The sequence below is a fragment of the Nostoc sp. ChiVER01 genome (assembly GCF_034531155.1).
Taxonomy (GTDB): domain Bacteria; phylum Cyanobacteriota; class Cyanobacteriia; order Cyanobacteriales; family Nostocaceae; genus Nostoc.
This window is the reverse complement of sequence record NZ_JAVRBS010000005.1, coordinates 25,428-48,722: the sequence shown is the minus strand read 5'-3', so window position 1 is coordinate 48,722 and position 23,295 is coordinate 25,428. Positions and strand designations below refer to the sequence as shown.

Sequence of the window (23,295 nt, the reverse complement as noted above, 5' to 3'; positions counted from 1 at the left end):
TATGAAAAATAGATTAGTTATGAATGCGATTCAAGGTGACTTATTTTCTGGGTTTGACTCTGCTATCAATGAGCCAAAGAATAGTACAGAGAAAGAAGTATTATCTATGCCAGATGCAAATGTGATTTTATATCACAATTTTTTCAATCAACAAGAGAGCGACGAGCTTTTTCAAAGCTTGTTTAACGAAATCAAATGGCGGCAAGACAAGATGAAGATTTACGGCAAGGAAGTAAATTTGCCAAGAAAAACTGCTTGGTATGGAGATAGAAACAAATCATATACATTTTCAGGCATTCATCTTGAACCAGAACCTTGGACACCTACGTTGCTACAAGTAAAAGAGAAAGTTGAGAATATTGCAAAAATTAAGTTTAACAGCGTTTTGCTCAACCTTTACCGAGATGGAAATGATGGAATTTCCTGGCACACTGATGCTGAACCCGAACTAGGTAAAAATCCTGTAATTGCTTCTGTTAGTTTTGGTGGAGTAAGAAGGTTTATGTTTAGGCATAAGCACGATAAAAATTTGAAAGCAGAAATTGAGTTAATACATGGCAGTCTCCTTGTTATGGCAGGAGTAACCCAGCATTTTTGGCAGCATCAGATTCCAAAAACATCTAAAAAGGTTCAACCAAGAATTAATCTAACTTTCAGGGTAATTGGTCATTCTCGTTGATGGTATTTAGAAACAATCATTTGCAATATACAGCCTCCCTTACACAATAGGGAGGTTTTCTCTTATTCTGAGACTTACGCAAACTCTACGATTCTTGGCGTTCTTCTCTAACGAGACGCTACGCGATGGCGTCTTGGCGGTTCGATAAATTAAGCTTTTTAGCACTTTTTGCGTAAGTCCTATATTCAATAAGTTATTGAACAATTAACTACACACCCTCATCTAGTGCCTTCTGAATAGCTTGACGGCAAAATTCAGGTGGGTCATCCTTAGCTTTAACCGCATCCTTCATTTCCTTAGTGACACGGAAACTAAGCTGTTCATTTAGCTCTTTACTTTGTGGATTACCAAAATTTTCAGGTTTACCCTTGCGGTCAGACATTGTTTAGAGATGTAAATATAGCTTTAAACCGGCGAAACCATCGGATAATAGTTTTAAATCGGTGAGCGTACTGTCTGGAAAACTTGTAACTCACCGATACCACTTTTGAGAAATGGTAACTCTATGTTTACACGTTCGGAACTCGAAATCAAAACCATCAAAGAACTACGTGACCTATGCTTACGCTACGGCATCAAACCAACCGGGAATAAAGGGTACAAGACCTCATGGATTACATCCTTGATGGTATTTCCTCGAATGGCATTATCTCAATTCGAGGCAGATAAAGGATTAAAACCTCCTACCTTTGCTTTCATGCAAGCACTGAGTAACGCTATAGATGAGATGAATGCTCCTACTGATGAGCAAGCAGCGCTCATCAAAATCACGATGGAAGGAAAAATCATGAATTACCCAGATAGGTACACTCAAGAGAAACTGCTAGCTTTGCATAAAGCAAAAATGTATCTTGAAATGGCGATCGGGTTACTAAGTACAAGTCACCGGAAAAAAGGGTCGGAAATAGAGGAAGATATCCTCTGTAGGGTTGCACAAAAAAAATCGGACATGCTTTCTCCGTATCTCAAGTATCCAGGTTCAAATGACTGGTGAGCAACAAGACGTACTAAACAGTTGGCTGCGTAAGTCAACAACTCCTGTGGGTTTAGCAAAACGCGCCCGTGCAATATTAATGTTGGCATCAGGGGAAACTTTTTGTAAAACCAGTGAGTATGTTGGAATGGGAGAACGTCATATCAGAAAGTGGGCAAGACGATTTGTAGAGCAAGGTATCGAAGGATTATACGATGGCAAACGACCGGGACGACAAGAAAGTTTTTTCCCCCTCAAGTCGCATTGTATCTGGTTAAAATAGCTTGTGAGCGACCCGATATGATGGAGCGCTCATTATCGCAGTGGGACTGTACAGAGTTAGCGCGTCAAGTAATAACAGCAACAATAGTTGGTAGTATTTCCGCATCTACGGTGTTCCACCATCGATTACAACAATTCATTTGGTATTGGATAATTTGAGTGTACATAAGGGTAAGAAAGTGCAAGCTTGGTTACTCAAAAATCCACGTTTTATCTTCCATCATCCGCCTGTCCACTGTTCCTGGATGAACCAGGTTGAACAATGGTTTAGTATTCTCCAACGTAAACGTCTCACAATTGCAGATTTTGCTGATAAACAAGCGCTTTCACAACGTTGTTAGCATTTATTCATGAGTGGAATGTTATCGCCCACCCTTTTAATTGGAGTCAAAAATCAACTACAAAAATTCTTGCCAAGTGTGAAATTGTTAATTCCGACAATACTACTAAAATCCTAGATGCGAAAGCGGCATAATTTCCGACCCTTTTTTATGGTGGGCTGTACTAAGCCAGTAATCATCTATTAATCTCTGTCAGCTAATACCATTTCACTAAAATCCTGATACAAATTCTTTCCCCTCTGCTCCCCTGCTCCTCTGCTCCCCTGCTTGCCTAAATGTATCAACCCTAAAGTGAAACGGTATAACTCCCTTCATGCTAAAGGGGAGTTTTTTGTCAGTCCTTTGGGGTGCAGGGTAAGGGTATGTGACTTTTTTGATGTTTTTAAAGGAAAAATCGATGTGAATTTCTAAATAGATGTTTAGATATCTGGAGTTATTGGAGTAATACTTAAGAACTCTGAGGATATAGGATAGAGATATGCTTTTATTACCTTTTCCCTGATAAGGGGGTTGAGAAAGTAAGCATTTTATGAGCATGATTAACGAGTATGATTTTATATTTATGCTTAAATGAATGCTGAAATTAAGATATTTGAGCATTAAATGAGTATTTGAAATAGAAAAGAGTAAAAGTATTGATTTTGTGTTAGCTCAAGGTTTTCTCAACTTAAACAAACCATTTGACTGGACTTCCCACGACTGCGTAGCGCGAGTGCGAAAATTGTTGCGCCTCAAACGTGTCGGACATGCGGGAACCTTAGATCCATCTGCTACAGGGGTTTTACCAATCGCTCTTGGTAAAGCTACAAGATTATTGCAATATCTGCCAGAAAACAAAGCGTACAAAGCCACTATTCGCTTAGGTGTGCGTACTACAACCGATGATTTACAAGGCGAAATTATTACTTCTCAACCTTGTGCTGGATTGAGTTTGGCACAGGTGAAAAGCGTATTACCACAATTTGAAGGCAAGATTGAGCAAATACCACCTAGTTACAGTGCAATTCAAGTGGATGGTAAACGCCTCTACGATTTAGCACGCCAAGGTAAAACGGTGGAAGTTCCAGTGCGGACAGTGGAAATTTTTCGGATAGATATTTTGGACTGGAGAGAAGGAGATTTTCCCGAATTGGATGTAGCGATCGTCTGTGGTTCTGGTACATATATTAGAGCGATCGCTCGTGATTTAGGTGCAATTTTAGAAACTGGTGGCACTCTTGCCGCTTTGATTCGCACTCAAAGCAGTGGTTTCGATCTAACAGATAGTCTCACTTTGAGCGACTTAGAAACTAAACTACAAGCGGGAATATTTCAACCGATTTCCCCAGATGCAGCTTTACAACATTTGTCATCTGTTACTTTACCAGCAACATCTGCTCAAAAATGGTGTCAAGGTCAGCGAATTTCTCTAACTTTCGATGTTCCTGAAATAGTACGAGTTTATGATGAAGAGACTCGCTTTTTAGGTATTGGGCAATTACAAGATGAAGTGTTAATTCCCCAAATGGTTTTTGAACCGATTTCTTAGAACTATGATATTGACTGAAATATTAGAAAACTTAGATGTCCGTAGACTAGTTCAAGAACATCTCGAACTATGTGATTATAAAGTTTGTGGCTACTGGGATGAGCAAGATAAATATTATGAAATAATTACTTTGCCTCCTATCCTCAAAACAGAATTAGTTAGCAGTTCTATTGGGTTTACTAACAAAAAACGCTTTCTAAAGCTAAAGTTTGTTTTCACAGTCTCTAATGTTGATGCTATAGATAAGCCAAGTCATAATGCTCAAAGAATCGGTGAGTTGCTTCTTGTCTATGATGAAAATCTAGGATTTGTAGATGAGAATTGGCTTTTAGATATTAATTCCCCTTTTTTGGATATCAAAGTTTCTCACACCTGAATACTGTAGCAGCTTCAACTGTAATCGAATACTGCAATGCTTGGCAGCTAGCAGTATGACACGATTGGAAAAATAATATAACGAACTACTATGACACAAAGTCCAAATCCAATTGAGGCAATTTTAGAGCAGACAGCAGAAAGGGCTGAAGCGAATGCGACAGGAATAGAAGCGATCGCTAGACAGGAGAACTACAAGTAATGAGCGATCGCCATCCTACCACTGCACGTCTCAATGTCTACATCCAAGGTCAAGGATTCCCCATTTTGGGCTTACATGGTCATCCTGGTACTGGTCGTAGTCTATCTGTCTTTACTAATCATTTATCAAAACGTTATAAAACTTTTGCCCCTGATTTACGTGGATACGGCAAAAGTCGCTGGAATGGTAATTTTAATATGAATGACCATTTAACTGATTTAGAAGCGCTGCTAGACCGCTTTGAGATTGAAAAGTGTCTAGTATTGGGATGGTCGCTTGGAGGTATTCTGGCAATGGAACTGGCATTACGTTTGCCAGAGCGGATTACAGGGCTGATTTTGGTGGCGACAGCCGCAAAACCCCGTGGTAGTCATCCTCCTATCACTTGGCAGGATAATTTATATACTGGGGTTGCTGCCCTGATAAACTATATAAAACCGAGTTGGCAATGGAATATTGATACTTTTGGTAAGCGATCGCTTTTTCGCTACTTAATCCAACAACATACATCTACCGCTTACAAATACATCGCTACCGCAGCAGTACCAGCTTATTTGCAAACCTCTCGTGCTGCTACTCGCGCCCTGTATAGTGAAATTCAATCGGGATACAACCGACTTCTAGATTTGCCACAAATAGAATGTCCTAGTTTAGTACTTGCTGGTGAACAAGACCGCCACATTACACCTAGTTCCAGCTTAGAAACTGCTCAACACCTCAACAATTCTCAATGGAAGTGTTATCCCAACACCGCCCATCTTTTTCCTTGGGAAGTTCCCCAGCAGGTGCTGAATGACATTGACCATTGGCTGGAAGTTAATCCGCAGGTAATTAGTAGTCAATAGTCTAATATTTAAAAAATATTTAAAAAATTTTGACTATTGACGAAGAATAAATCGAGAGTGAAGATGTGGTGACGCGGTGAGTGAAAAAGACGCATTAACGCGGTAAAAGAATCTCAATCTCTCCGTATCTTTGCGTCCCAGCATTCTCGCATCTTTTCCATTCTCTGGCCTAACTTAACTTAAATCTGACCGCCAAAGGCAGGCTGTACTTTGCGGTCAAATCTTTCCCCCAAGTCTTCAGCAATTGTTAAGTTATTAGGTTTACAGCGCTTGATGTTCACAGAAATTCCTTGCGCTCCTTCGCTCTCCAAATCTTCTATATATCCAATGCTTGATAATTTTGCATCAGAAGAACTAAGAAATGGCCCGAAGTAGTATGTGCAACGGGGATTTTGCGTCTTAATCTCTACCCACCAAGCCAAGCCGATGAAGTCGAATGTGTTAATTAACACTTCCTTGAGGTTATGCCAAATGGTTTTCATGGTTTTAGCCAGTTTATAAACGTCTACAGGGTGTTAAACGATATGTTGCTTTATTATCTTTTACATTTCTTTATACTCTGTTACTGTTATTTTTTCAAAGAGTTTTTTTGTAATTTATCTAAGTGCAAGGTATTTAGCGATCGCTGGCGATAAATTTCATAAAGCGTCATACCTGCTGCTACAGAAGCATTGAGGCTGGGAGTCTTACCTTGTAGAGGAATCGATACTAAGAAATCACAGGAGCGTTGAGTCAACATACTCAGACCTTCGCCTTCTGAGCCGATTACCAAAACGATTGGGCCAGTGAAATTGACTGTATGCACAGGTTCGCTTCCACTTGCAGCAGTACCGTAAATCCAATAGCCAGCTGCTTTTAATTCTTCCAAGGCGCGGCTGAGGTTGACAACTCTAGCTACAGCAAAATTTTCTAAAGCACCTGCTGCCACTTTCATGACAGTAGAAGTGATCCCAGATGCTCTTCTTTGGGGAATCACTAAACCTTGAGCGCCTATTGCTTCGGCGGTGCGAATAATTGCTCCCAAGTTGTGGGGATCAGTAATTCCATCAGCCACGACAATTACGGGATCGGTTACAGCTTTTGCCTGTTCAATTAGATCGGGCAATTCGATGTAAGCGTAGGGAGCAACTTGTGCCGCCACACCTTGGTGATTGGCTCCGTTGGTGAGATAGTCTAAACGCTTGGGTTCAACCTCGTCAATAACTGTGCCATTTTCTTTCGCTTGCAAGAGAAAATGGTGGAAGCTGGGGTCGTAGCGCAGACGGGTAGTAATCCAGATACGGTTGAGATTGCGCTGATTTTGCAACGCACTCAATACTGGATGACGACCGTAGATGAGATCGTTATCTTCTTCTGTCGGTGTAGATACAGGCGGCTGGGAGAAATTGCTATTCCGTTGGCGGGAGTTGTCAATAGGGTTGCTATCTATTTTCCTGGGATTACGAGTCGGATTTGCAACATCTATTTTCCTGGGATTACGAGTCGGATTTGCACCAGAAACAGGGTTGCTATCTATTTTTCTGGGATTGCGAGTCGGATTTGCATCAGAAACAGGGTTGCTATCTATTTTCCTGGGATTGCGAGTCGGATTTGCACTAGAGACAGGGTTGCTATCTATTTTTCTGGGCTTGCGAGTCGGATTACTAACAACACGCTTACCCTGAATTTTTACGGGTTGCCCACGATTTGATTCGTTAGAAGTCTTGATTTTTCTAGGTTTATTCTGCATTTGAGTTATAGATATAGCGTATGGTTGGTCATTACAATTACGTCAATTTCTTTAACCAAATCTACTGATGTGGCTACTTAAAATTAAGTTCTCACTCTTTTTTTACATGAAGCATTTGCAACAGTTCGGTTAGACGCTGGTAATCGGTGAGATATAAATAGCCAATTAAGGTTTCTAGACTGGTTGCCTGTTGATAAATTTCGGGATTAAGTCGCTTAGGGCGTCCTGTGGCGGCGTTTCTACCCCGTCGGACAATTTCTAATTCAGTGTCCCTGAGCTGAGGAACCAGCGATCGCAAATGTAGCGCTTGTGTTTCCGCTCTTACCTGCTCCACTACCAGACTATGGTAAATTCCTGCTCGCTGCAATGGCAGCAGATAGAACATTCTAACATATAACTCATAAATTGCATCCCCCAAATATGCTAAAGCAGTAGGAGAAATTTGTTGCACTTGTGAGAGAGAAATCTGTTGGAATGGCGCTGTGGTTGTCAAGAGTGCTTGAGTCCAAGATAAAGTCTGTTTGGAAGTTTCATCTTGTCCATCTAATACCTCTTCCTCCTGTGACTTCACAAATAAATCATTCCTTGACGGGCTACATTTGGCAGGCATTCTTTGCAAAGACTGATTTTTCTGAAGTAAGCCATAATCCTATACTTAGCATAATCAATACTATCAGAAATACTTAGCTAATTCTATCTTTTTGATTAAGAGTTGGCATTTAGCTCACCCTGATGTCAATGCCCATAAAGCCAATTTTCCCTACTTGTGGTCTGTGTCTAAAATAGGGTAAAATTTTGACATCAAATTCACCCTGTTACTTGATCGAATTGTCATGCTTACTTAGTAAGCGACAATTTTTAACTATACACTATCAAGTCAAGTTTACCTATAAACAAATCTGCTGGCTTTGTATTTCTTACAAATTTCTCAGACTTGATGTTTATCCGATAAGAATCCAAAAATTACATACCCAAGAACTGGGTGTCTATATCTTTAATTATCGCTCATTTAAAAATAATAGCTTAACTGGCTTTGTGCCTCTCCCACGAGGAGAGAGGTTTTCTGCCAGAAGTTTTAAAAATTAAGCTATCCGATGTTGAATCTAGATAGCCAAATTGATCTCTCGGTTCAAGCAATCAAGACTACTTAACGTTTTCTAGAGCTTCTTCAACTGATTTTTGCAGGGAGAGAAACTTCTCTAGGCGAACAAGCTTGACCGTTTGAGTTACCCGGGCATTAGTGACGATTTGCAAAGTGCCTTCGGCAGTTTGAGCCTGCTTGGCTAGCTGCACCAAAGCACCCAAGCCAGAGCTATCAATAAAGTCGATTTGTGAGAGATCCAAAATAATATGCTTAGGGCCCTCGTCAATCTTACTGCCAAGTACCTTGCGAAATGTCGGCTCAGAAAAGGCATCTAACAAACCTGTGAGGCGGAATAGCTGACAGTTATCCCGGACTTCACGAGTGCCCCTCAGGCTAACGGTTAGATTCAATGGATCAGCAATAATTCCCTCCTCATAAGTTAAAGTGAACGCTCAAGTATAGATGGTTTTTGAGCAAGTTGTCTACAATCTACTAGAGGATTGGGGATTGGGGATTGAAAAGAGGCAGAGGGGCAGGGTGCGGGGGGCAGAGGGGAAAGAAAATTCCTCTCCCCTGCTCCCCTTCTTCCCCATTCCCCATTCCCCATTCTCCATTCCCCATTCTCCATTCCCCATTCCCCATTTTTACCTCACTTCGGCTGTCTCGGCTTGACGTGCTGTTCGCATGGCTTGAACAAATTGCTCAAACAAGTAATCAGCATCGTGAGGGCCAGGACTGGCTTCTGGGTGATATTGTACAGAGAATACAGGTAGAGATTTGTGACGTACCCCAGCAACGGTGCGATCGTTTAAGTTCAGGTGGCTGATTTCCACAACTGCCGTAGGTAAAGAATCTGGATCTATAGCAAAACTATGGTTTTGGCTGGTAATTTCTATCCGTTGTTGTAAACCGGCTGGCTGATTTAAACCACGGTGACCAAATTTAAGTTTATAGGTTTCTGCCCCTAGTGCATGACCTAAAATTTGGTGTCCCATACAAATACCAAAGATGGGCTTTTCACTTAACAAAAGCGCTTTGGCAGTTGCAATTCCTTCAGTGACGGCAGCAGGGTCGCCAGGCCCATTTGAAAGAAATACACCATCTGGATTGTAGTTGAGGATTTCCTCTGGCGGCGTATCAGCAGGCACAACAATTACCCGACAACCATAACTTGTTAAGCGACGCAAAATATTACGTTTTACGCCAAAGTCAAGGGCAACAACGGTAAAGGGTTCTCCAAGACTTTCCGCAGCCTCCGAGTTGAATTCCCAAGCTGGAATTGTGGGATCTGACCATTCATAAGCCTTTGTTGTGGTAACTTCTCGAACCAGATTCAATCCCGCCATGTTGGGAGCCGCCTGTACCTGCTCTAGCAATTCCGCCTCATCGAGAATAGTTGTGGAAATGCCACCGTTCATGGCTCCAAACATCCGAATTTTGCGGGTGAGGGCGCGGGTATCGATGCCGTAGATCCCTGGTACTTGATTTTGTTTAAGGTACTCTGGTAAGGATTGTGTCGATCGCCAGTTACTCGGATGGTGACAAATATTCCGAGCGATCGCACCCCGAACTTGGGGCCCATCTGATTCTTCATCTTCAAGATTGACACCAGTATTGCCTAATTCAGGATAAGTAAAAATGACAATCTGACCGCAGTAACTTGGGTCGGTTAGTACTTCTTGGTAGCCAGTCATACCAGTGTTAAAGACCACTTCTCCGATCGCGGTTCCCGTAGCACCAAAAGACCAACCGCGATAAGTGGTTCCATCTGCTAGGACAAGTAAAGCTGGTATTGCGTCAGACAGGGGCATAGTAAATTGGGGAGTGGGGAGTGGGGAGTGGGGAGTGGAAGAGGCAGAGGGAAGGGTGCAGAGGAGAGGAATTTTCCCCCTGCTCCCTGCTCCCTGCTCCCGTGCTTCTTCCCCATCCCCCAATACTGCGATTGTTAATTATCCCATGAGTTAAGCAATTGGAAGTTTTTAAAATAGTTAATTAAAATTAAAAGGGAGTTAAATTAGCGGGAGTGGCTTTGGCAAAGCTTGGACGGTTAAAATTAATTATGCTTCAGTCTTTTTTATCCCGTGCAACCCTAATTTTTCTATCAAGCGCTCTAGCGGTTTTGTGTGTTGCCTGTAGTGAAGACCAACGGAACACTGCGACTGGTGGCAATGAGCAACCTGCGCCAATTGGGGATCAAGCATCAGTACAGCCTGCCGTCGAACCAACAACACCAGCAATTACCCCTACTCCAGAAGCACAGGCGCTAGAGCCGCTAACGTCTGAAAGTGAACCAAGTCTTTTTGAAATGGGACGAGACAAAGCTGTTGGCGCTTGGAGTATTAGCCGATCTGCTCAATCTCCAGATGATTGGAATTTGGTGGCAAGTCAGTACCAAGATGCGATCGCGCTGATGCGAAGAATCCGGCGACAAAGCCCAGAATTTGCGATCGCTCAAACCAAAATTACTGAATATCGTCGCCAGATTAAATATGCCCAACAGCAAGCTAATCCTCGCCCTGTGCGCGTTGCCGAACCGAAGAAGATAGTAGTTGTGGTTCCCCAAACAATAACCACACCAAAGTATACCTCACCTATATCGCCTCCACAAGAAATAAGCCCGTTACCGCCAAAACCAGCTTTGCCTTCATCAGCAGTGGTAATTCCAACTCAGGAAGTATTTACAGCCCCGATTAAAAGGCGAATTGGTGGAACGCCAATTGTCGAAGTTACTTTTAATGGCCAGCAACAGTTTGACATGATTGTGGATACGGGAGCCAGTGGCACTGTAATTACCCAAGAGATGGCTAATAGTTTGGGAATAGTGCCAGTGGGAAAAGCTAAGGCAAATACTGCGAGTTCTAGGGCTGTAGAATTTCCTGTGGGCTACGTTAATTCGATGGCAGTTGGCGGGGTAACAGTGAATAGAGTAGCAGTAGCGATCGCAGGTACGGAACTAGAAACTGGACTTTTAGGACATGATTTTTTTGGCAACTACGATGTCACAATAAAACGTAATGTGGTAGAGTTTCGTCCGCAATTGCGATCGCAAATTAATCCGCCAGAAACTCAACTAACTCCTCCAACTTCGTCCAAGCGGCCCCGCTTTGTAGGATATCCTTAGCGATTTTAATCCCTTGGGCGTGATCGAGAAGTGCGATCGTACCCCCTACTTGCAACGCCAACGACGCATTTAAGGCTACTGCATCTTGTTGTGCCTGAGTTCCCTTACCCTGGAGTACAGCCTTGAGAATCTCCGCATTTTCTTGGACATCTCCACCTCGAAGCATACCTATAGAAGCAGGTGTTAGATCCAAATCTAGGGGATTAATGCTAGTTAACTGCACTTCTTTGTCTGATAACACCGCCAAGTCAGTTAAATCTCCTAACCCAGCCTCATCAAGTTTTTCTCGTCCGTGCAGCACAATCGCCTTTTCTTTGCCCAAATTCTGTAAAGCCTCGGCAACTGTTGCCAAAAGCTTAGGAGTAAATAAGCCCACTACCTGCCCAGTTGGACGCAAGGGATTTACTAACGGCCCGAGCAAATTAAAAATTGTTCGCACTTTCAAAGTCCGGCGTAATGAAGCAACCGCCTTGAGTGCTGGATGCCAACCAGGGGCAAACAAGAAAGTGATCCCGACTTCTTGTAGTGCGGCTTGTACTTTTTCACTAGAGGCACTCAAGTTTACACCCAAGGCTTCTAAAACATCTGCACTTCCCGTGAGACTTGAGGCTGAACGATTGCCGTGTTTGGCGACAGGTATACCAGATGCTGTGGCGACAAATGCAACGGCTGTAGAAATATTAAAGGTTGATGAACCATCTCCACCAGTGCCACAGGTATCTATTACAGTGCTGAGTGATGAGTGGTGAGCGCTAAGTGGTGAACATTGAGATTGTAATACTTCAGCCATACCAGTCAACTCGTCGGCAGAAATGCCTCTAAAGTTCAGCGCTGTTAAAATAGCCCCTGATAACTCTGGGGGAACCGCTTCACTGAGCCATCCTTGCATCAATTCAGCAGCTTGAGTACGGGACAAGGATTGGCCATCTATTAATTGTTGCAGCAGGACATACCAGCTAGCAGAGGATTCTTGAGCAGGGATTGGGGAAGTTATCATAGCTAAGGTTTGTATGTTGTAGCTATATTAAGAGCTATGGGGTTATCCTACCGGAAAATTGGAAGCTATCAAAGTTAGGCTTAAATCTCAAGCCTTAATTGCAAAGCTGGATTAGCAAGATTCTGAACTTGTGATTTTTTTTCCAAATCAAGTTTAACTTCGTAATTGGTAATGAATAACTCTTTTCCTTTAGCCGCACCACTCTGCTTATAGTTATTCATCCCATACTGTAATTCCCACTCTGAAATATTAGCCCATTGAAAATTTTCTCGAATGTGCAATGAGTCATCGTAGGTAATTAACCAGCGATGATGACATTGTTGCAATAAGTTAGCAAATCTCTGATGTTCAAAAGAAGTGTGCAAGTCACCATCTTTACCGTAGAGTTTTGATTTCGTAGCGCTAAAATATGGCGGATCTAAAAATAAAAATACATCTTCGCCTTCTGATTTTAATAGGTGACTGTAATCCAAATTAGTAATTTGGATATTTTCTGAGAGAATATTTTCTAACTTTTCTAATCTTTTTATTGAAGAATCAGTAAATCTTTTATGAAAAGCTTGTTCAGAAAAACCGCCTGATTCTACGGTTCCAGAAAAAGTAATTCTATTGAGGACGAAAAAGCGAACTGCTCTTTCTAAATCAGATAATTTATTTACATCTACACTAATCAATTCCGAAAATAATAATTTGCCATTTGTATATTTTACTTTAATATGTCTAATTTCTTTAACTAACTGAGTTATATCAGACTGGGCAACCTTCCAGAATAAGAAGAGTTCACGGTTTAAATCGTTAATCCAAATCTTGATATTAGGGAACTTTTGTCTTAAATAAATAAATACAGAACCACCACCTACAAAAGGTTCTCGGAATTCCGAAAAGCTTTCTGGTAAATATTCAGATATTTGATTTATTGCTTTCGATTTACCGCCAGGATATCGGAGAGGACTTTTGAGCATAAAGTAATTTTTATGGCTTAATAATATATTTAATTATTCAAATATTTAGAAAAAAGACAACCAATTACTTGATGGATAATAACCAGTCATGTCAATTGGAAGAAATATGGAATTTTGCAGTTTAGTCCACCTAATGGTGGTAGTATTTCCACTAATCACAATGTAATTGCCTATTTGGGGATATTAGAGTGCGGTTTTTCTGTCTAATCATCAGAATTAGAGGTATTAGACCGATAAAACCAGTCTAATAAATAGTTTGGCTGCTACAAAATCTGACTGGTGGGAAATTTTATATTTATCCCAGCCAGAACAGCATTTTGTTGCAACTGATATCTGACAGCAGCCAAGAGAGTTAACCGTTTCATGTAGCGGTTGCGCTTGAGCTAGTCTTTAAGCTTTTGTGTCATATCTCAAGTAGGGAATCTCAATTTTTAGTTATTAAAGCGAGGCAAAAAAATGCAAAATAAATCTGTTCTGAGAAATATTTTCAAGGTAATGGTAGTAATTTTGGTCATACTGGGTATCTATACTGCTCAGTCTGCTATGGCCAGCGATCAGACTTTCACAAAGGCCAGTCTTCAGGGAAATTATGCCTATATCAACAACAGTGCTAATGTTGCCAGCTTAGGACCGATAACCTTCAATGGAAAAGGTGGACTAACTATCGATCTCATAGCGAACTTACCGTGTAGCAATCCCATTCCTAATTGTTCTAGAAACATTAACGATATTCCCCGGGTGACGAATGGAACTTATTCGGTAGCAACAAATGGTACAGGTATTGCTACGATCCCTTTTTCTACCGGCACGGTTACATATAATTTTATAATCTCCGAGACTGAGAAAAAAGGAAGCATACTCTTAGCAACCCAGGTTTTTGCGATTGGTCAAAAAGGAGGATTGGCTGGGCAGTTAATCGCTCCTACATGGAGTCGAGTATCAGACTAAGGATGGAGCAAGCATAACCGAGTAGAGTGAGCAAGACTGAAGCCTTGTTCACTCTAACGGTTTTTGTAACATTTTATTTGTCAGTGTACATAAGCGATCGCAAACTATCTAAGATAGAAATTACGCACCCGTAATATTTGCCTATAAATTTTATCTAGAGTTTATGTTGCATTTTCGTAAAAACCTGTTACATTACTTTACAGGCAGTAATAACTGTTACAACATAAAAGCTCGGAGTATTATTTATGGCAGACGTTAAGAAGACTACGGCTTCGGTTCCAGAAGATCCTAATGCTTTACGCTGGGGCTTCACTCCTCAAAGCGAAAATTGGAACGGTCGTTTTGCAATGATTGGTTTTTTATCTGCCGTTGCGCTTGAAGTATTTTCTGGTCAAGGGATTTTACACTTCTGGGGCATCCTCTAGATTTAAAGGTTTTTAGCTTCATTAGATTATGAGGCAAGGCTGGGATTAGTAAAATTGTCTGCCTTGCCTCGTAATCTCAAGAATTAAAAAAGTTGCTAGCAGTTAGCGTGATGAGCGAAATATTACACGACCGGGAGATTCTTCCTGATTAATTCGTGCATATACTCGAAGACAAGTTAAGACTTCGCCAGGAATACCACCACAGTCTAGTTGTAAGTCATCTTTGGATGAAGCACAGATATCTGCATAAAGTCCTGATAATTGGCGAATTCGCACTTCATTACCTGCATTAATAGCTTCGTCAGCGACTTTCTTCAAGATGCGCCGTGATTCATGTTGTAGCTTTCCCCACCAAGAATAGCGTTCAGCCGGTGGTACAAACACTAGGGAATGTATAGCTTCGTCCATGTCAATCCAAGCACGGAGAATTGACAGGGGATCAGTATTTTTTTCAGCTTTTTGGGTGCGTTGGAAGCGATCGCTTAAAGCATCAATATATTGATCGCGCTGTTCTACTTTGGAGTGTAAGGAAATGACATCGAAGCTAAAAACGCTCTTTAAAGCATGATGTAAATCTGGGTCTATTTCGATAAAATTCATATATAAAAATAGGAATGCTGCTGGTAAATCGGATACATTAACTTGCGTGTTTTTAGGATTTGAAAGTGTTTGTTGGTACAAGGATAATCCCTGAGTTTGAACAGTACCACTAAGTCCGGGGTAGATAATTTCATCGCGGATAAAGGGAAGTTGATAGAGGTTAGAATTATCTGCGATCGCACCAACTTCTTGGGCTAAATCCAAAGTGCGCGATCGCCAAGTTGCAGCTAAATCCTCTGGTACTCGCAACAGCTTGCGTTGAATCTCATTCCACAAATCTGAGTCCGTTGTGCTTTGCAGTTGGGAATTACCCAGATAATAATTAAGTTCTGAGTCAGAATCAAAAACTTCCCGCAAATGATTTAGTTTTAAATCATCTGGCGCATCTTCCCAACCAGTATTTTGCTGTGGAAGTGAAGGTTCCAACAGGTTATGAAGTTCTTGCAGCACCTCATCGCATATTTTAGATCCTGGATCTAGTGGTAATTCTGTGCGAGCCTGATTTAAAGTAGCCTCTAGCCCATACAAACTAAACCGCAGTAACTGGGCTAACTCTGAATTTTCTATCTCTAATAATTGACGCAAGTGCTGCATGAATCTCACCTCCAAATATTACTTGTATGTGATTCGTAGCGAATTAAACTTGGCAAACCTCTGCGCCCCTATGCGTTTAAAATATTAATTTTTTCAACGCAGAGGAACGCAAAGGTTAGCGCAGAGGAACGCAGAGGTTGAATACAAGAGTTAATGTATGCCGCAAAATGGATCGCGTTCTTTATCTACTTCGTTGGGCTGCAATTCTAATTCAGCAAGATAAACGCATCCCTCTTCTTTTAGGCATTCTTGACTGTTTGATGTCCAGTAAGGGACTTCACCAGCGTGCATTCGCAAAATGCCTTGATCGTCTAGAGTTACACGATATTGGCAAGGGTAATCTGTTGTTACATCTGGTTTGCTGAGTGCGCCAATTCTTATCCATTTTTTGCTGTTGGTTTCGGCGTCTGTTTGATAAATATAGAAAGTGTGTTGGCCAGTTTGCGGGAAGGGAGGTAAGGGATTACTAATTAACCCAATTCCTGGTTCCGTCACGCCATCGCGCAGATAGTGAAATTTTTGGAACAATTTACTACCATCATTACCTACTTCAAATACAAGATGATAGGCATCTGGTTGATCAACAGTTGCAGACTCAAGAACATTGACGGCAATATCACCATCATTCAAGTCTTTATTGAAGCGTTCCACAGCAATATTCCAGTTCAATTTGCCATCAGCAAATAGCGCCGAAGTTCCTGAAACTACCGATTCCAAATCAATGCCAGGAATGTCAATTAAATAATGCGGATTTCCCTGACAAAGCAACACACTAAATTCAAGGGTTTGGTCAATCTCAAACTGAACTTTAATTTTTCTCAAAAACTCTGCTTCTTGCATTCCCAGTTTATTCATGAGATTTTTACCGTCGAAGCTACCCCATAGTCGTAAATCTCCATCTTCGTAATCTTGACGGTAAATAATATTAGTTAATTGGATTCCTTGCCATGCAGTCCGAACCTTGGCGACAGTTTCCCAAGGCGCAAGTTGATAAAGTTCTTGTCCAGCCTTAAATATGGTGAGTAAATCGTTACTTTGGGTTTTGCGTTTAAAGTTGCAAGGCAAATAATAAAACAGATTTTTGACATCAATTTCTAGCTGGTTAGCCCCTTTACGTAGCAAGCTTTTAGACTCTTCTGGATCGAACCTTAATCTTCGTAGCTTCTCGGCATAGCAAGCACCGGCGGAGGTGGCTAATTTGGTAAATTCCAGCACAAAGGTAATTCGTTCTGGATTCCAGACAAAATATGGAGATTTACTAAATTCTTGATAGATTTGGCGCTGTACTATGTCTAAATTACAAGTTTTTCCAGACAAAATTAACCAATCAACTTTTTGAGAATTCCAAGAGTCTTTGGTGATATCATCGGGACGTAAGCGACTTTCCATTAATCCTTTGGCAATACCGATCGCTTCTTTAATTCCTGAAACGGCGGCTCGTTCAAATTGCTGGTTATCTAGGGTAATGCAGATGTTATTTGGATCGTTGACTTGCAATTTTACGGCGCTTTGGGTGAGCAGTTCGGAAATTTGCTGTTCAGAAAGTGTGAAGGTTAATAGAGAATTATCTGCTGCTGGCTTTTGTCCAAGTTTAAGTTTAGCGGCTTCTGCATAATCCCAGAGGATATAAAATGATTGCAGGCGTTGGGGCGCTTGTTGCCAACGGGTGGGTAATACTTTCTCGGCAGTATCTAGGGCATCTTTGTAAGCAATATCACCTTCTGGATTTTCTTTATCTAGACATTTTAAAAGACTACCAGTTTTGAATTTGCCTTGTTCTAAAAAGCGCTCGTTTAACTCAGAGTTAATTAAATCTTCTAGCTTTTCACTTTCTATATAACCTGATGTCACTGATGTCAATAAAAAATCTGCGATCGCAACTTTTAATAATCTAAAAATTCTTAGCGTAATTAATTCACCACCTAACTGTAAATGACCAGATGAACCTAATAGCTTGGGGGTAAGTTTATAATAACGTCCTCCTAAACCCCGGTCTTCATAATCGGCAAAACTAGGAGTCTTATCTTCTAAAGTCAGTTCAATTAAAGCTAAGTCTGTGGTTCCGCCGCCAATATCCAAAACGAGAACATTTTGTGACCATTTATTTCCGGCTTGGCGACAACGGGTTTTGAATGACTCGATGCCAATGTTGAGATTACCACCAAATTCTCGCCATAAAAAGAATATTGCCACAGAAACGGCTTCATCATAAGCAGTTTGCACATCGTCGATCCCCAACTGCTCAACTAATTCCTTAACTTCCTTACGAACAACTGGTGGGGCGACAGTAGGGTAGGTGACAACTGCTGTCAAAAAATCTCCTTCTGAAAACCTGCGTTGGGCGCGTTGGCGGTAATCTTCAGTTAACTCGATTAAATGCGCCCAAGCAGATTGGATCAGTTGGTTAGCGGTAATTAATTCTTCTTCACCATCCAAAACAACTGGAAACAAACGATCCTGACCAAAATAGCGTTTGGGTGAATGGTGAAATCTGCTGATAATTTCCTTTAAAGAACCGCTTGTACCTTGAGCGATCGCCTTTTTTCTATTATCTCTCGCTTCCCTTCCCATCCGCAGTTTTAAGTCGCTTAACTGCGAAATTTCCGACTCGCTGGGAATCTCCGTATCGCGGCGATCAATATCCAGCACAACTGGAATCAGATTTTGCGACTCTAGAGTAGGAACGCGGAACACTTCATGATAGATTTGGTAAAGTTTTTTGCTGACAGCACGGCGGAATCTCTCACTGTTTCCTAAAGAAAGTTCAATTTGGCGAATTGCTTCCAAAAATCGCTCTTTATTGTCACTTTCAAAGACTTCACTCAATCGGCTGGGTTCTATCTCCAGGTTTCTGCTAATTTCTACAATAAACTTTTCCCAATCATCAGCACTGACATCTGGTAAAGCCACTGAGGCGGGAGAACTCAACCATTGTGATAAGCGATCGCGCAGTCGCATTTCTTGTTCTTTGGGTAGAATTTCTGCGATCGGTACTTCAATAGGATCGAAAAGTGTAACTGTAGAATTTGATGTACCAAAATCTAAAGCAAACCATCCTGGAAATCTTTTTTGTTGTTTCTCGCTTGGTTCTTGCTCGCTATATTTGTTGAGTTGAAAAGGGTTCATTATAGTATCACTTTCTGTTGTTTGTTTTATAGCTGGCTAAAAACTGTAATGTTCTATCATAAAATTACAAATTTAGAGAATTTTTGGTCTTGTACCATTGATTCTCTTTAGCACTGGCTTTTTTATTTGTCCCGATATCTACGTCGGGCTACGCTTTTATATGAAAGGGCATAGGCGTAGCCCAAACTAGGCATCCCTATTAAAATTACGGCAGTTACTAAGTTGATCTTGAAGATTCTTGCTCAGTTGCAAGTCTTACTTGTTCGATGCTTAAACTAAGTAACTGAGCAACATCTTCCATCGACATACCACGAGCTAAAAACTGAGGTACAAGTTCAAGCTTTAGTTCTTCTCGTCCTTCTTTTCGTCCCTCTTGTTTAGCTTCTTGATAAACTCTAGTTTCTTCTAACTTAACTCCTAACATTGCCTCTACCTCTTCACGACTTAAGTTGGCAAATTTATAAACAGCGATCGTTGTGATTACATCTATTATCTCTTCCTTAGCTAAAACAGTTATCTGTTCTTGTTGCACCCGCTCAATTAAACGTTTCGCATCTTGCACCATTTGAGTATCTGAGGCAATAGTTAACTGCATCAAACTAATACCTACTTTCTGCTCATCAGGACTACCTAACTCATCTAAATAAATCCGTTGTACTTGAGAACTGTTCAGTAGCGATCTGTGAATAGTAGTCTTTTCCGGTTCCAAGCTGCGAGATTGTAAAATAATTACTCCGTACCAGTCATCGTAAAGCGACGGGTTACGATACATATACAGCATGGATTCTGAGAAAAACCGATGGTACAGTAACTCATCCTTTTGGAATTGCACCTCAGCAAAAAAGATCATCTGAGGTGTTGCATCAGGTGGAGGTAAAAATACCCCATCAATCCGAAATGTTGGTTCTTTAACTTCAACAGATTCAAAACGATAGCTAGCAGCTTCGGCTGGTGGCTGTTCTACTAACTCAAAAAACAATCCTGGGACACGCTTGAAAATTGTATAAAAAATAGCATCCCGTCTCACAAATACATCCTCATAACCATACCCGATCGCTTGAAAAAATGATTGCGCTTCGCTTAATGTATTCACAAAACCCAGACACACAAAGGCGATTTCCAATCCAAAATTTAAAATCCAAAATCCAAAATGGTATGAGTTAGCTTATCTCAAATCATCTAAGTAAGAAACAGCAGCAAGTTCTGAAATAATTTGCAACCAAGTCGGAATTGCTATCTCAGATGGCAATTCTCCAGCCGCCAAATACCTCAGCAAAGTTTCTTTTTTTGAAAGGTTTTGCAAACTAGGAATAATTTGATCCAAAATGCCTTCTATTTCAGAATTTATTTGCTGATTAACTTCGCTAACATACTGCACAAGGTGAAGACTGGCGCTAGCAGTGATTTCATCTCGCAGCCGCAGTACTAAAAGTTGATGATTGCTCGATCTAGGTAAACCTTGGCTTTTTTCTGGTGCCCAATCAAAGATTTGTCCAACGTTGTGTTTTTCGTCTTTACGTGCTAAAGGAAAGATAATTTCGGGTGCAACGGTTTTGTCTTTACTAGTGATTTCGGAAATGATTGCATCTTTCCATTCATTAGGATCGCATCCTAGTAATAATTTGTAAAAGAGATCGGCATCTTCAAAACCAAATTTTTCTTCGATTTCTTGTTCCATATCTGGATGGAAAAATGCCTGCAATTGTTCGCGTTCTGGGGCTACATAATTTGACAATTGATTCAACAAATCTACCACTGCTTGATGGATGCGATCGCGGGCAAAATCTTCTACTTCTTTAACGGTTTTTTCAAATACTGGATAAAAATCATCGCTCTTAGTTGGAAGGGAACTATTGACGCGATTTCCCCGATCAAATAATTTCCCGGCTGCACCTTTAGATTCTGCCAGAGCGATCGCTCCATTGTTGGCTTTGTTGAAGAGTAAAGTCCACTGGTTCCAATTCAGGATTCTAAAAGTGAGTTCGTCTTTAACTACATCGCTGACGACTACACCACGTCGGTCTTTGAGTGGTTCTTTCCCTAAATCTTTTTGAAAATTCCGATAGATTTTATCCAAGCTTTCGACCACAAAGCGCAATTCGATAAAGGCGGGACTATCACCTGTAGGGATACCTTGCTCGTGAATTTCATCTATGATGTCCTTTAAGTGATCTTGTTGCTGACTCACCACATCAGCCGCTCTGCGAGTATCTTCATACAGTTGCTTTAGACCATGAGTGGCTACGTGGGTTTGAATCAATTCCCGCAGCTTACTAAGTCCCCCATCTTGACTAAAGTAACCTAGCTGTCTGCCCAAATAACTGCGAGTGTTAGATTCTAACAGTCGTTCACTTAAGTGCTGCCATTTTTCTTGTAGCCGTTTAGATCGATCTAGATAATCAGGATAGTCTAAGTTAGCCAAAAACTCTGTTGAGCCTGCTTTGACGCTACTAGAACGTTTCGCCAAGTCAGCTAGTCCCAACAGTGGCGATAGTAAAACGATGCGGTCTTTTTGAGTTGTAAACGCTTCTGCACCGTCAATGGTTGTTTGCAGAACTTTGAGTTTTTGGAAAACGGTTTCCTCTTGTAAATGGCTATCTTCAATCAGTTGGTCAAGTTCTCTTTCACCACCTTCGCTATCTAGGGGGAGTTGATCGAAGCGACCTACACCTACGAGAATTAAATCTTTCAGGTCTTGTCCTGGTCGCTGCTGCTGCATCATCGTGAAGATTTTATTGGCGCGATCGCTCCCTGGAGATTTACCATTTAGCAATACCAAAATTGTTTGTACTTCTGCCAATTCTCGCAGCGACAAAAAGGTATCCCTAGCCCCCGAATTAGCAGCCCCCAATCCTGGAAAGTCGATAAGAATAAATTTAGCTGCACCTGCAAAATCCCAAATTTCCCGTGAGATTTTCACATCAATATCGACGCGGCGGATCAGTGGGAAACTGTTTTGCAATAACTTTGTTGGTAGCCTTTGGGGTGGACTTGGTAATCGGATATGCGCTGGCGGTAAATCTTCAAATTTCAGAGTTTGGATTGCCATTGGCTGTTCGACTAGCTGTAGCCCCTCGCGGGCGGTGGTAGCATCAATCTGGTAACGCCCACCACACATAACTTCTCCATAAGCCTGATAAGCCCGCAGGAATAATACCAACTCCCGGAGCAAATAACGTAGCTCTAAATTGTTACTGCTATTCCATGCTTCTTCACACCAGCCAATAATATCTGTGCCAGAGTTGAGTTTCGATACTGGTATAGGAGGAAGCCCTGCTGCTGTCGTCCGTTTATTGGCTTCCCCTAACATGAAGCGTAGACACTCATGCACTCCTTCATGAGAAAGATAATCTACCGTAAAATTACTTAATTGAGTAGTGGCAAAGTCATCTTGCGGTATGATGTGTATGGCGGTAACATTACCTGTAGTCGGGTTTTCGCTAACAGGCAGAGCATCGGCATATCCAATTAGACTGCCTAAAAGTAGAGTTTTCCCACTACTGAATTCCCCCATCACCCCAATTTTGACAGGTGAAGTTGCCAAGTCTACAGTTTTCTGGGCAGCTGACCGCAGACGCAGAAGACAGTCGTCAAGACTAGCTGGAACCCAATCTTCTTGTTTTGAAGGGTGCTGGGGCACAGAATCTATCTTTCGGAGGATGAATTCGCCGTACTCCTTAAAACGGCCCAGTTTATCGGGTTCCATAAAGTAGTTTCCGCCTAACATTAATTTCTGTGAGCTTTATAACATATAAAATGCGATTGCTAGCCATTGTTGCAACGTGTTGATATCACATTTAGCATTTCTCTCATTTAATTTGCGATTTTGGGATGAGGCGTTTTGAACGGTCAAGATAACTTTGAAAAATCGGGTTTTAATTGGAAAATCGAAAAAGAATTTAGAAGTCAGAATGGGCTAAACGCCTCGCTACCGCTAACAGGAGCCACAATGAAGTAAGTAGAGTTTTATACCACAATTTAACTAAAGACTCCTTGATAGAGACGTGGGTATTAAACCCTTTTATAGCCTTTATTTTCAGAGGATGTCGCAAAAGTATTAGATGAATATAATTCGCTACTACATTAGCATTGTCTACCTACGCGGAAAACATAAAAAATTTATTAACCGCACGGTATTGAGTCGCCAGGACTCTAATTCATGCTGAATTCTTCTTGATAAAAAATCAATATTGATTTGATATGAATTTTCTGATTATTGTAAATTTCTGATAAAGATGTAAACACTACATAGTGAATCATGTAGTTTCTGTGAAGCTAAATCACGCTCTTGAGCAATGCGATTACATAGCTAAGATAAATTTGTAGCGAATTTTAATAAGACACAAAGTAAACAAGTTTCTTGACACATGGATAGCTTAAATTTCACCAAGCACGCTGAAATTCATCTTAATGATAACTTTAGTATTTTCTTAATTTATTTACAGTAAAAGATAAATCTTTGCAAACAAAAAACGAAATAAAGT

22 protein-coding genes are annotated in these 23,295 nt (G+C 41.1%); 10 read left to right on the top strand and 12 right to left on the bottom strand.

The features are described from left to right. Position 1: 1 nt before the first annotated feature. The gene (locus RMY00_RS08790; RefSeq protein WP_322647170.1) at positions 2-679 is read left to right on the top strand and encodes an alpha-ketoglutarate-dependent dioxygenase AlkB; all 678 of its coding nucleotides are present in this window, start codon (positions 2-4) and stop codon (positions 677-679) included. Positions 680-887: 208 nt separating this feature from the next. Here the strand turns inward: RMY00_RS08790 and RMY00_RS08785 are convergent, their stop codons facing one another. Beyond that, the gene (locus RMY00_RS08785; protein ID WP_229463161.1) at positions 888-1,061 is read right to left on the bottom strand and encodes a hypothetical protein; all 174 of its coding nucleotides are present in this window, start codon (positions 1,059-1,061) and stop codon (positions 888-890) included. Positions 1,062-1,184: 123 nt separating this feature from the next. Between RMY00_RS08785 and RMY00_RS08780 the strand changes: the two genes are divergently transcribed. The 6 genes from RMY00_RS08780 to RMY00_RS08755 all read left to right on the top strand — a co-directional run bounded on the left by RMY00_RS08780 (position 1,185) and on the right by RMY00_RS08755 (position 5,225). Further along, positions 1,185-1,673, top strand: a complete 489-nt coding sequence (locus tag RMY00_RS08780; RefSeq protein WP_322647169.1) for a hypothetical protein — start codon at positions 1,185-1,187, stop codon at positions 1,671-1,673. After that, positions 1,663-1,935, top strand: a complete 273-nt coding sequence (locus RMY00_RS08775; protein ID WP_322646449.1) for a helix-turn-helix domain-containing protein — start codon at positions 1,663-1,665, stop codon at positions 1,933-1,935. Before RMY00_RS08780 ends, RMY00_RS08775 begins: the two co-directional genes overlap by 11 nt. 139 nt (positions 1,936-2,074) lie before the next feature. Beyond that, positions 2,075-2,275, top strand: a complete 201-nt coding sequence (locus tag RMY00_RS08770; RefSeq protein WP_322646448.1) for a transposase — start codon at positions 2,075-2,077, stop codon at positions 2,273-2,275. A 643-nt stretch (positions 2,276-2,918) separates the two neighbouring features. Continuing rightward, positions 2,919-3,803: a tRNA pseudouridine(55) synthase TruB gene (gene truB / locus RMY00_RS08765; protein ID WP_322647168.1), complete on the top strand. Its 885-nt coding sequence runs from the start codon at positions 2,919-2,921 to the stop codon at positions 3,801-3,803. 4 nt (positions 3,804-3,807) lie between these two features. Beyond that, positions 3,808-4,179 (top strand): hypothetical protein, encoded by a 372-nt coding sequence (locus RMY00_RS08760; RefSeq protein ID WP_322647167.1) that lies wholly within the window; start codon positions 3,808-3,810, stop codon positions 4,177-4,179. Between the two features lie 200 nt (positions 4,180-4,379). Then, on the top strand, positions 4,380-5,225 hold the full coding sequence (locus RMY00_RS08755; protein ID WP_322647166.1) for an alpha/beta hydrolase: 846 nt from the start codon (positions 4,380-4,382) through the stop codon (positions 5,223-5,225). Between the two features lie 179 nt (positions 5,226-5,404). Here the strand turns inward: RMY00_RS08755 and RMY00_RS08750 are convergent, their stop codons facing one another. From RMY00_RS08750 to carA, 5 genes are all read right to left on the bottom strand, one after another. Further along, a complete protein-coding gene (locus RMY00_RS08750) occupies positions 5,405-5,707 on the bottom strand; it encodes a DUF1816 domain-containing protein (protein WP_322647165.1) in 303 nt (100 codons plus the stop codon). Positions 5,708-5,793: 86 nt separating this feature from the next. Then, positions 5,794-6,954 (bottom strand): 23S rRNA (guanosine(2251)-2'-O)-methyltransferase RlmB, encoded by a 1,161-nt coding sequence (rlmB, locus tag RMY00_RS08745; protein ID WP_322647164.1) that lies wholly within the window; start codon positions 6,952-6,954, stop codon positions 5,794-5,796. Between the two features lie 91 nt (positions 6,955-7,045). After that, complete coding sequence (locus RMY00_RS08740; RefSeq protein ID WP_322647163.1) at positions 7,046-7,525, bottom strand: Mini-ribonuclease 3; 480 nt, start codon at positions 7,523-7,525, stop codon at positions 7,046-7,048. A 572-nt stretch (positions 7,526-8,097) separates the two neighbouring features. Next, a complete protein-coding gene (locus tag RMY00_RS08735) occupies positions 8,098-8,448 on the bottom strand; it encodes an STAS domain-containing protein (protein WP_199326607.1) in 351 nt (116 codons plus the stop codon). A 234-nt stretch (positions 8,449-8,682) separates the two neighbouring features. Continuing rightward, a complete protein-coding gene (gene carA, locus RMY00_RS08730) occupies positions 8,683-9,849 on the bottom strand; it encodes a glutamine-hydrolyzing carbamoyl-phosphate synthase small subunit (RefSeq protein WP_322647162.1) in 1,167 nt (388 codons plus the stop codon). Positions 9,850-10,097: 248 nt separating this feature from the next. On the opposite strand from carA, the gene RMY00_RS08725 reads away from it, so the two are divergent. Continuing rightward, positions 10,098-11,159 (top strand): retropepsin-like aspartic protease, encoded by a 1,062-nt coding sequence (locus RMY00_RS08725; RefSeq protein WP_322647161.1) that lies wholly within the window; start codon positions 10,098-10,100, stop codon positions 11,157-11,159. Here RMY00_RS08725 and trpD read toward each other — a convergent pair. Together trpD and RMY00_RS08715 are read right to left on the bottom strand one after the other, a co-directional pair. Beyond that, positions 11,089-12,156: an anthranilate phosphoribosyltransferase gene (gene trpD / locus RMY00_RS08720; RefSeq protein ID WP_322647160.1), complete on the bottom strand. Its 1,068-nt coding sequence runs from the start codon at positions 12,154-12,156 to the stop codon at positions 11,089-11,091. The genes RMY00_RS08725 and trpD overlap by 71 nt on opposite strands. Before the next feature lie 80 nt (positions 12,157-12,236). Beyond that, positions 12,237-13,118: a DNA adenine methylase gene (locus tag RMY00_RS08715; RefSeq protein WP_322647159.1), complete on the bottom strand. Its 882-nt coding sequence runs from the start codon at positions 13,116-13,118 to the stop codon at positions 12,237-12,239. A gap of 456 nt (positions 13,119-13,574) precedes the next feature. Here RMY00_RS08715 and RMY00_RS08710 point away from each other — a divergent pair, with 456 nt between their 5' ends. Continuing rightward, positions 13,575-14,066, top strand: coding sequence for a hypothetical protein (locus RMY00_RS08710; RefSeq protein WP_322647158.1), 492 nt, complete (start codon positions 13,575-13,577; stop codon positions 14,064-14,066). 245 nt (positions 14,067-14,311) lie between these two features. Beyond that, positions 14,312-14,491, top strand: a complete 180-nt coding sequence (locus RMY00_RS08705; protein WP_109008463.1) for a high light inducible protein — start codon at positions 14,312-14,314, stop codon at positions 14,489-14,491. A 102-nt stretch (positions 14,492-14,593) separates the two neighbouring features. On the opposite strand, the gene RMY00_RS08700 is transcribed toward RMY00_RS08705, so the two are convergent. From RMY00_RS08700 to RMY00_RS08685, 4 genes are all read right to left on the bottom strand, one after another. Continuing rightward, a complete protein-coding gene (locus tag RMY00_RS08700) occupies positions 14,594-15,685 on the bottom strand; it encodes a hypothetical protein (protein ID WP_322647157.1) in 1,092 nt (363 codons plus the stop codon). A gap of 150 nt (positions 15,686-15,835) precedes the next feature. Next, positions 15,836-18,811: a molecular chaperone gene (locus RMY00_RS08695; protein ID WP_322647156.1), complete on the bottom strand. Its 2,976-nt coding sequence runs from the start codon at positions 18,809-18,811 to the stop codon at positions 15,836-15,838. 217 nt (positions 18,812-19,028) lie between these two features. Further along, complete coding sequence (locus RMY00_RS08690) at positions 19,029-19,838, bottom strand: Rpn family recombination-promoting nuclease/putative transposase (RefSeq protein WP_322647380.1); 810 nt, start codon at positions 19,836-19,838, stop codon at positions 19,029-19,031. A 138-nt stretch (positions 19,839-19,976) separates the two neighbouring features. Beyond that, entirely contained in the window at positions 19,977-22,517 is a 2,541-nt protein-coding gene (locus tag RMY00_RS08685) for a proteasome protein (RefSeq protein WP_322647155.1), read from the bottom strand. Positions 22,518-23,295 lie beyond the last annotated feature (778 nt).

What these genes read in the sequence shown, in the direction of transcription:
- RMY00_RS08790 (WP_322647170.1), top strand. Translation starts at nt 2, where the DNA reads ATGAAAAATAGATTAGTTATGAATGCGATTCAAGGTGACTTATTTTCT.
- RMY00_RS08785 (WP_229463161.1), bottom strand. Translation starts at nt 1,061, where the DNA reads ATGTCTGACCGCAAGGGTAAACCTGAAAATTTTGGTAATCCACAAAGT.
- RMY00_RS08780 (WP_322647169.1), top strand. Translation starts at nt 1,185, where the DNA reads ATGTTTACACGTTCGGAACTCGAAATCAAAACCATCAAAGAACTACGT.
- RMY00_RS08775 (WP_322646449.1), top strand. Translation starts at nt 1,663, where the DNA reads ATGACTGGTGAGCAACAAGACGTACTAAACAGTTGGCTGCGTAAGTCA.
- RMY00_RS08760 (WP_322647167.1), top strand. Translation starts at nt 3,808, where the DNA reads ATGATATTGACTGAAATATTAGAAAACTTAGATGTCCGTAGACTAGTT.
- RMY00_RS08755 (WP_322647166.1), top strand. Translation starts at nt 4,380, where the DNA reads ATGAGCGATCGCCATCCTACCACTGCACGTCTCAATGTCTACATCCAA.
- RMY00_RS08750 (WP_322647165.1), bottom strand. Translation starts at nt 5,707, where the DNA reads ATGAAAACCATTTGGCATAACCTCAAGGAAGTGTTAATTAACACATTC.
- rlmB (WP_322647164.1), bottom strand. Translation starts at nt 6,954, where the DNA reads ATGCAGAATAAACCTAGAAAAATCAAGACTTCTAACGAATCAAATCGT.
- carA (WP_322647162.1), bottom strand. Translation starts at nt 9,849, where the DNA reads ATGCCCCTGTCTGACGCAATACCAGCTTTACTTGTCCTAGCAGATGGA.
- RMY00_RS08725 (WP_322647161.1), top strand. Translation starts at nt 10,098, where the DNA reads ATGCTTCAGTCTTTTTTATCCCGTGCAACCCTAATTTTTCTATCAAGC.
- trpD (WP_322647160.1), bottom strand. Translation starts at nt 12,156, where the DNA reads ATGATAACTTCCCCAATCCCTGCTCAAGAATCCTCTGCTAGCTGGTAT.
- RMY00_RS08715 (WP_322647159.1), bottom strand. Translation starts at nt 13,118, where the DNA reads ATGCTCAAAAGTCCTCTCCGATATCCTGGCGGTAAATCGAAAGCAATA.
- RMY00_RS08710 (WP_322647158.1), top strand. Translation starts at nt 13,575, where the DNA reads ATGCAAAATAAATCTGTTCTGAGAAATATTTTCAAGGTAATGGTAGTA.
- RMY00_RS08705 (WP_109008463.1), top strand. Translation starts at nt 14,312, where the DNA reads ATGGCAGACGTTAAGAAGACTACGGCTTCGGTTCCAGAAGATCCTAAT.
- RMY00_RS08700 (WP_322647157.1), bottom strand. Translation starts at nt 15,685, where the DNA reads ATGCAGCACTTGCGTCAATTATTAGAGATAGAAAATTCAGAGTTAGCC.
- RMY00_RS08695 (WP_322647156.1), bottom strand. Translation starts at nt 18,811, where the DNA reads ATGAACCCTTTTCAACTCAACAAATATAGCGAGCAAGAACCAAGCGAG.
- RMY00_RS08685 (WP_322647155.1), bottom strand. Translation starts at nt 22,517, where the DNA reads ATGGAACCCGATAAACTGGGCCGTTTTAAGGAGTACGGCGAATTCATC.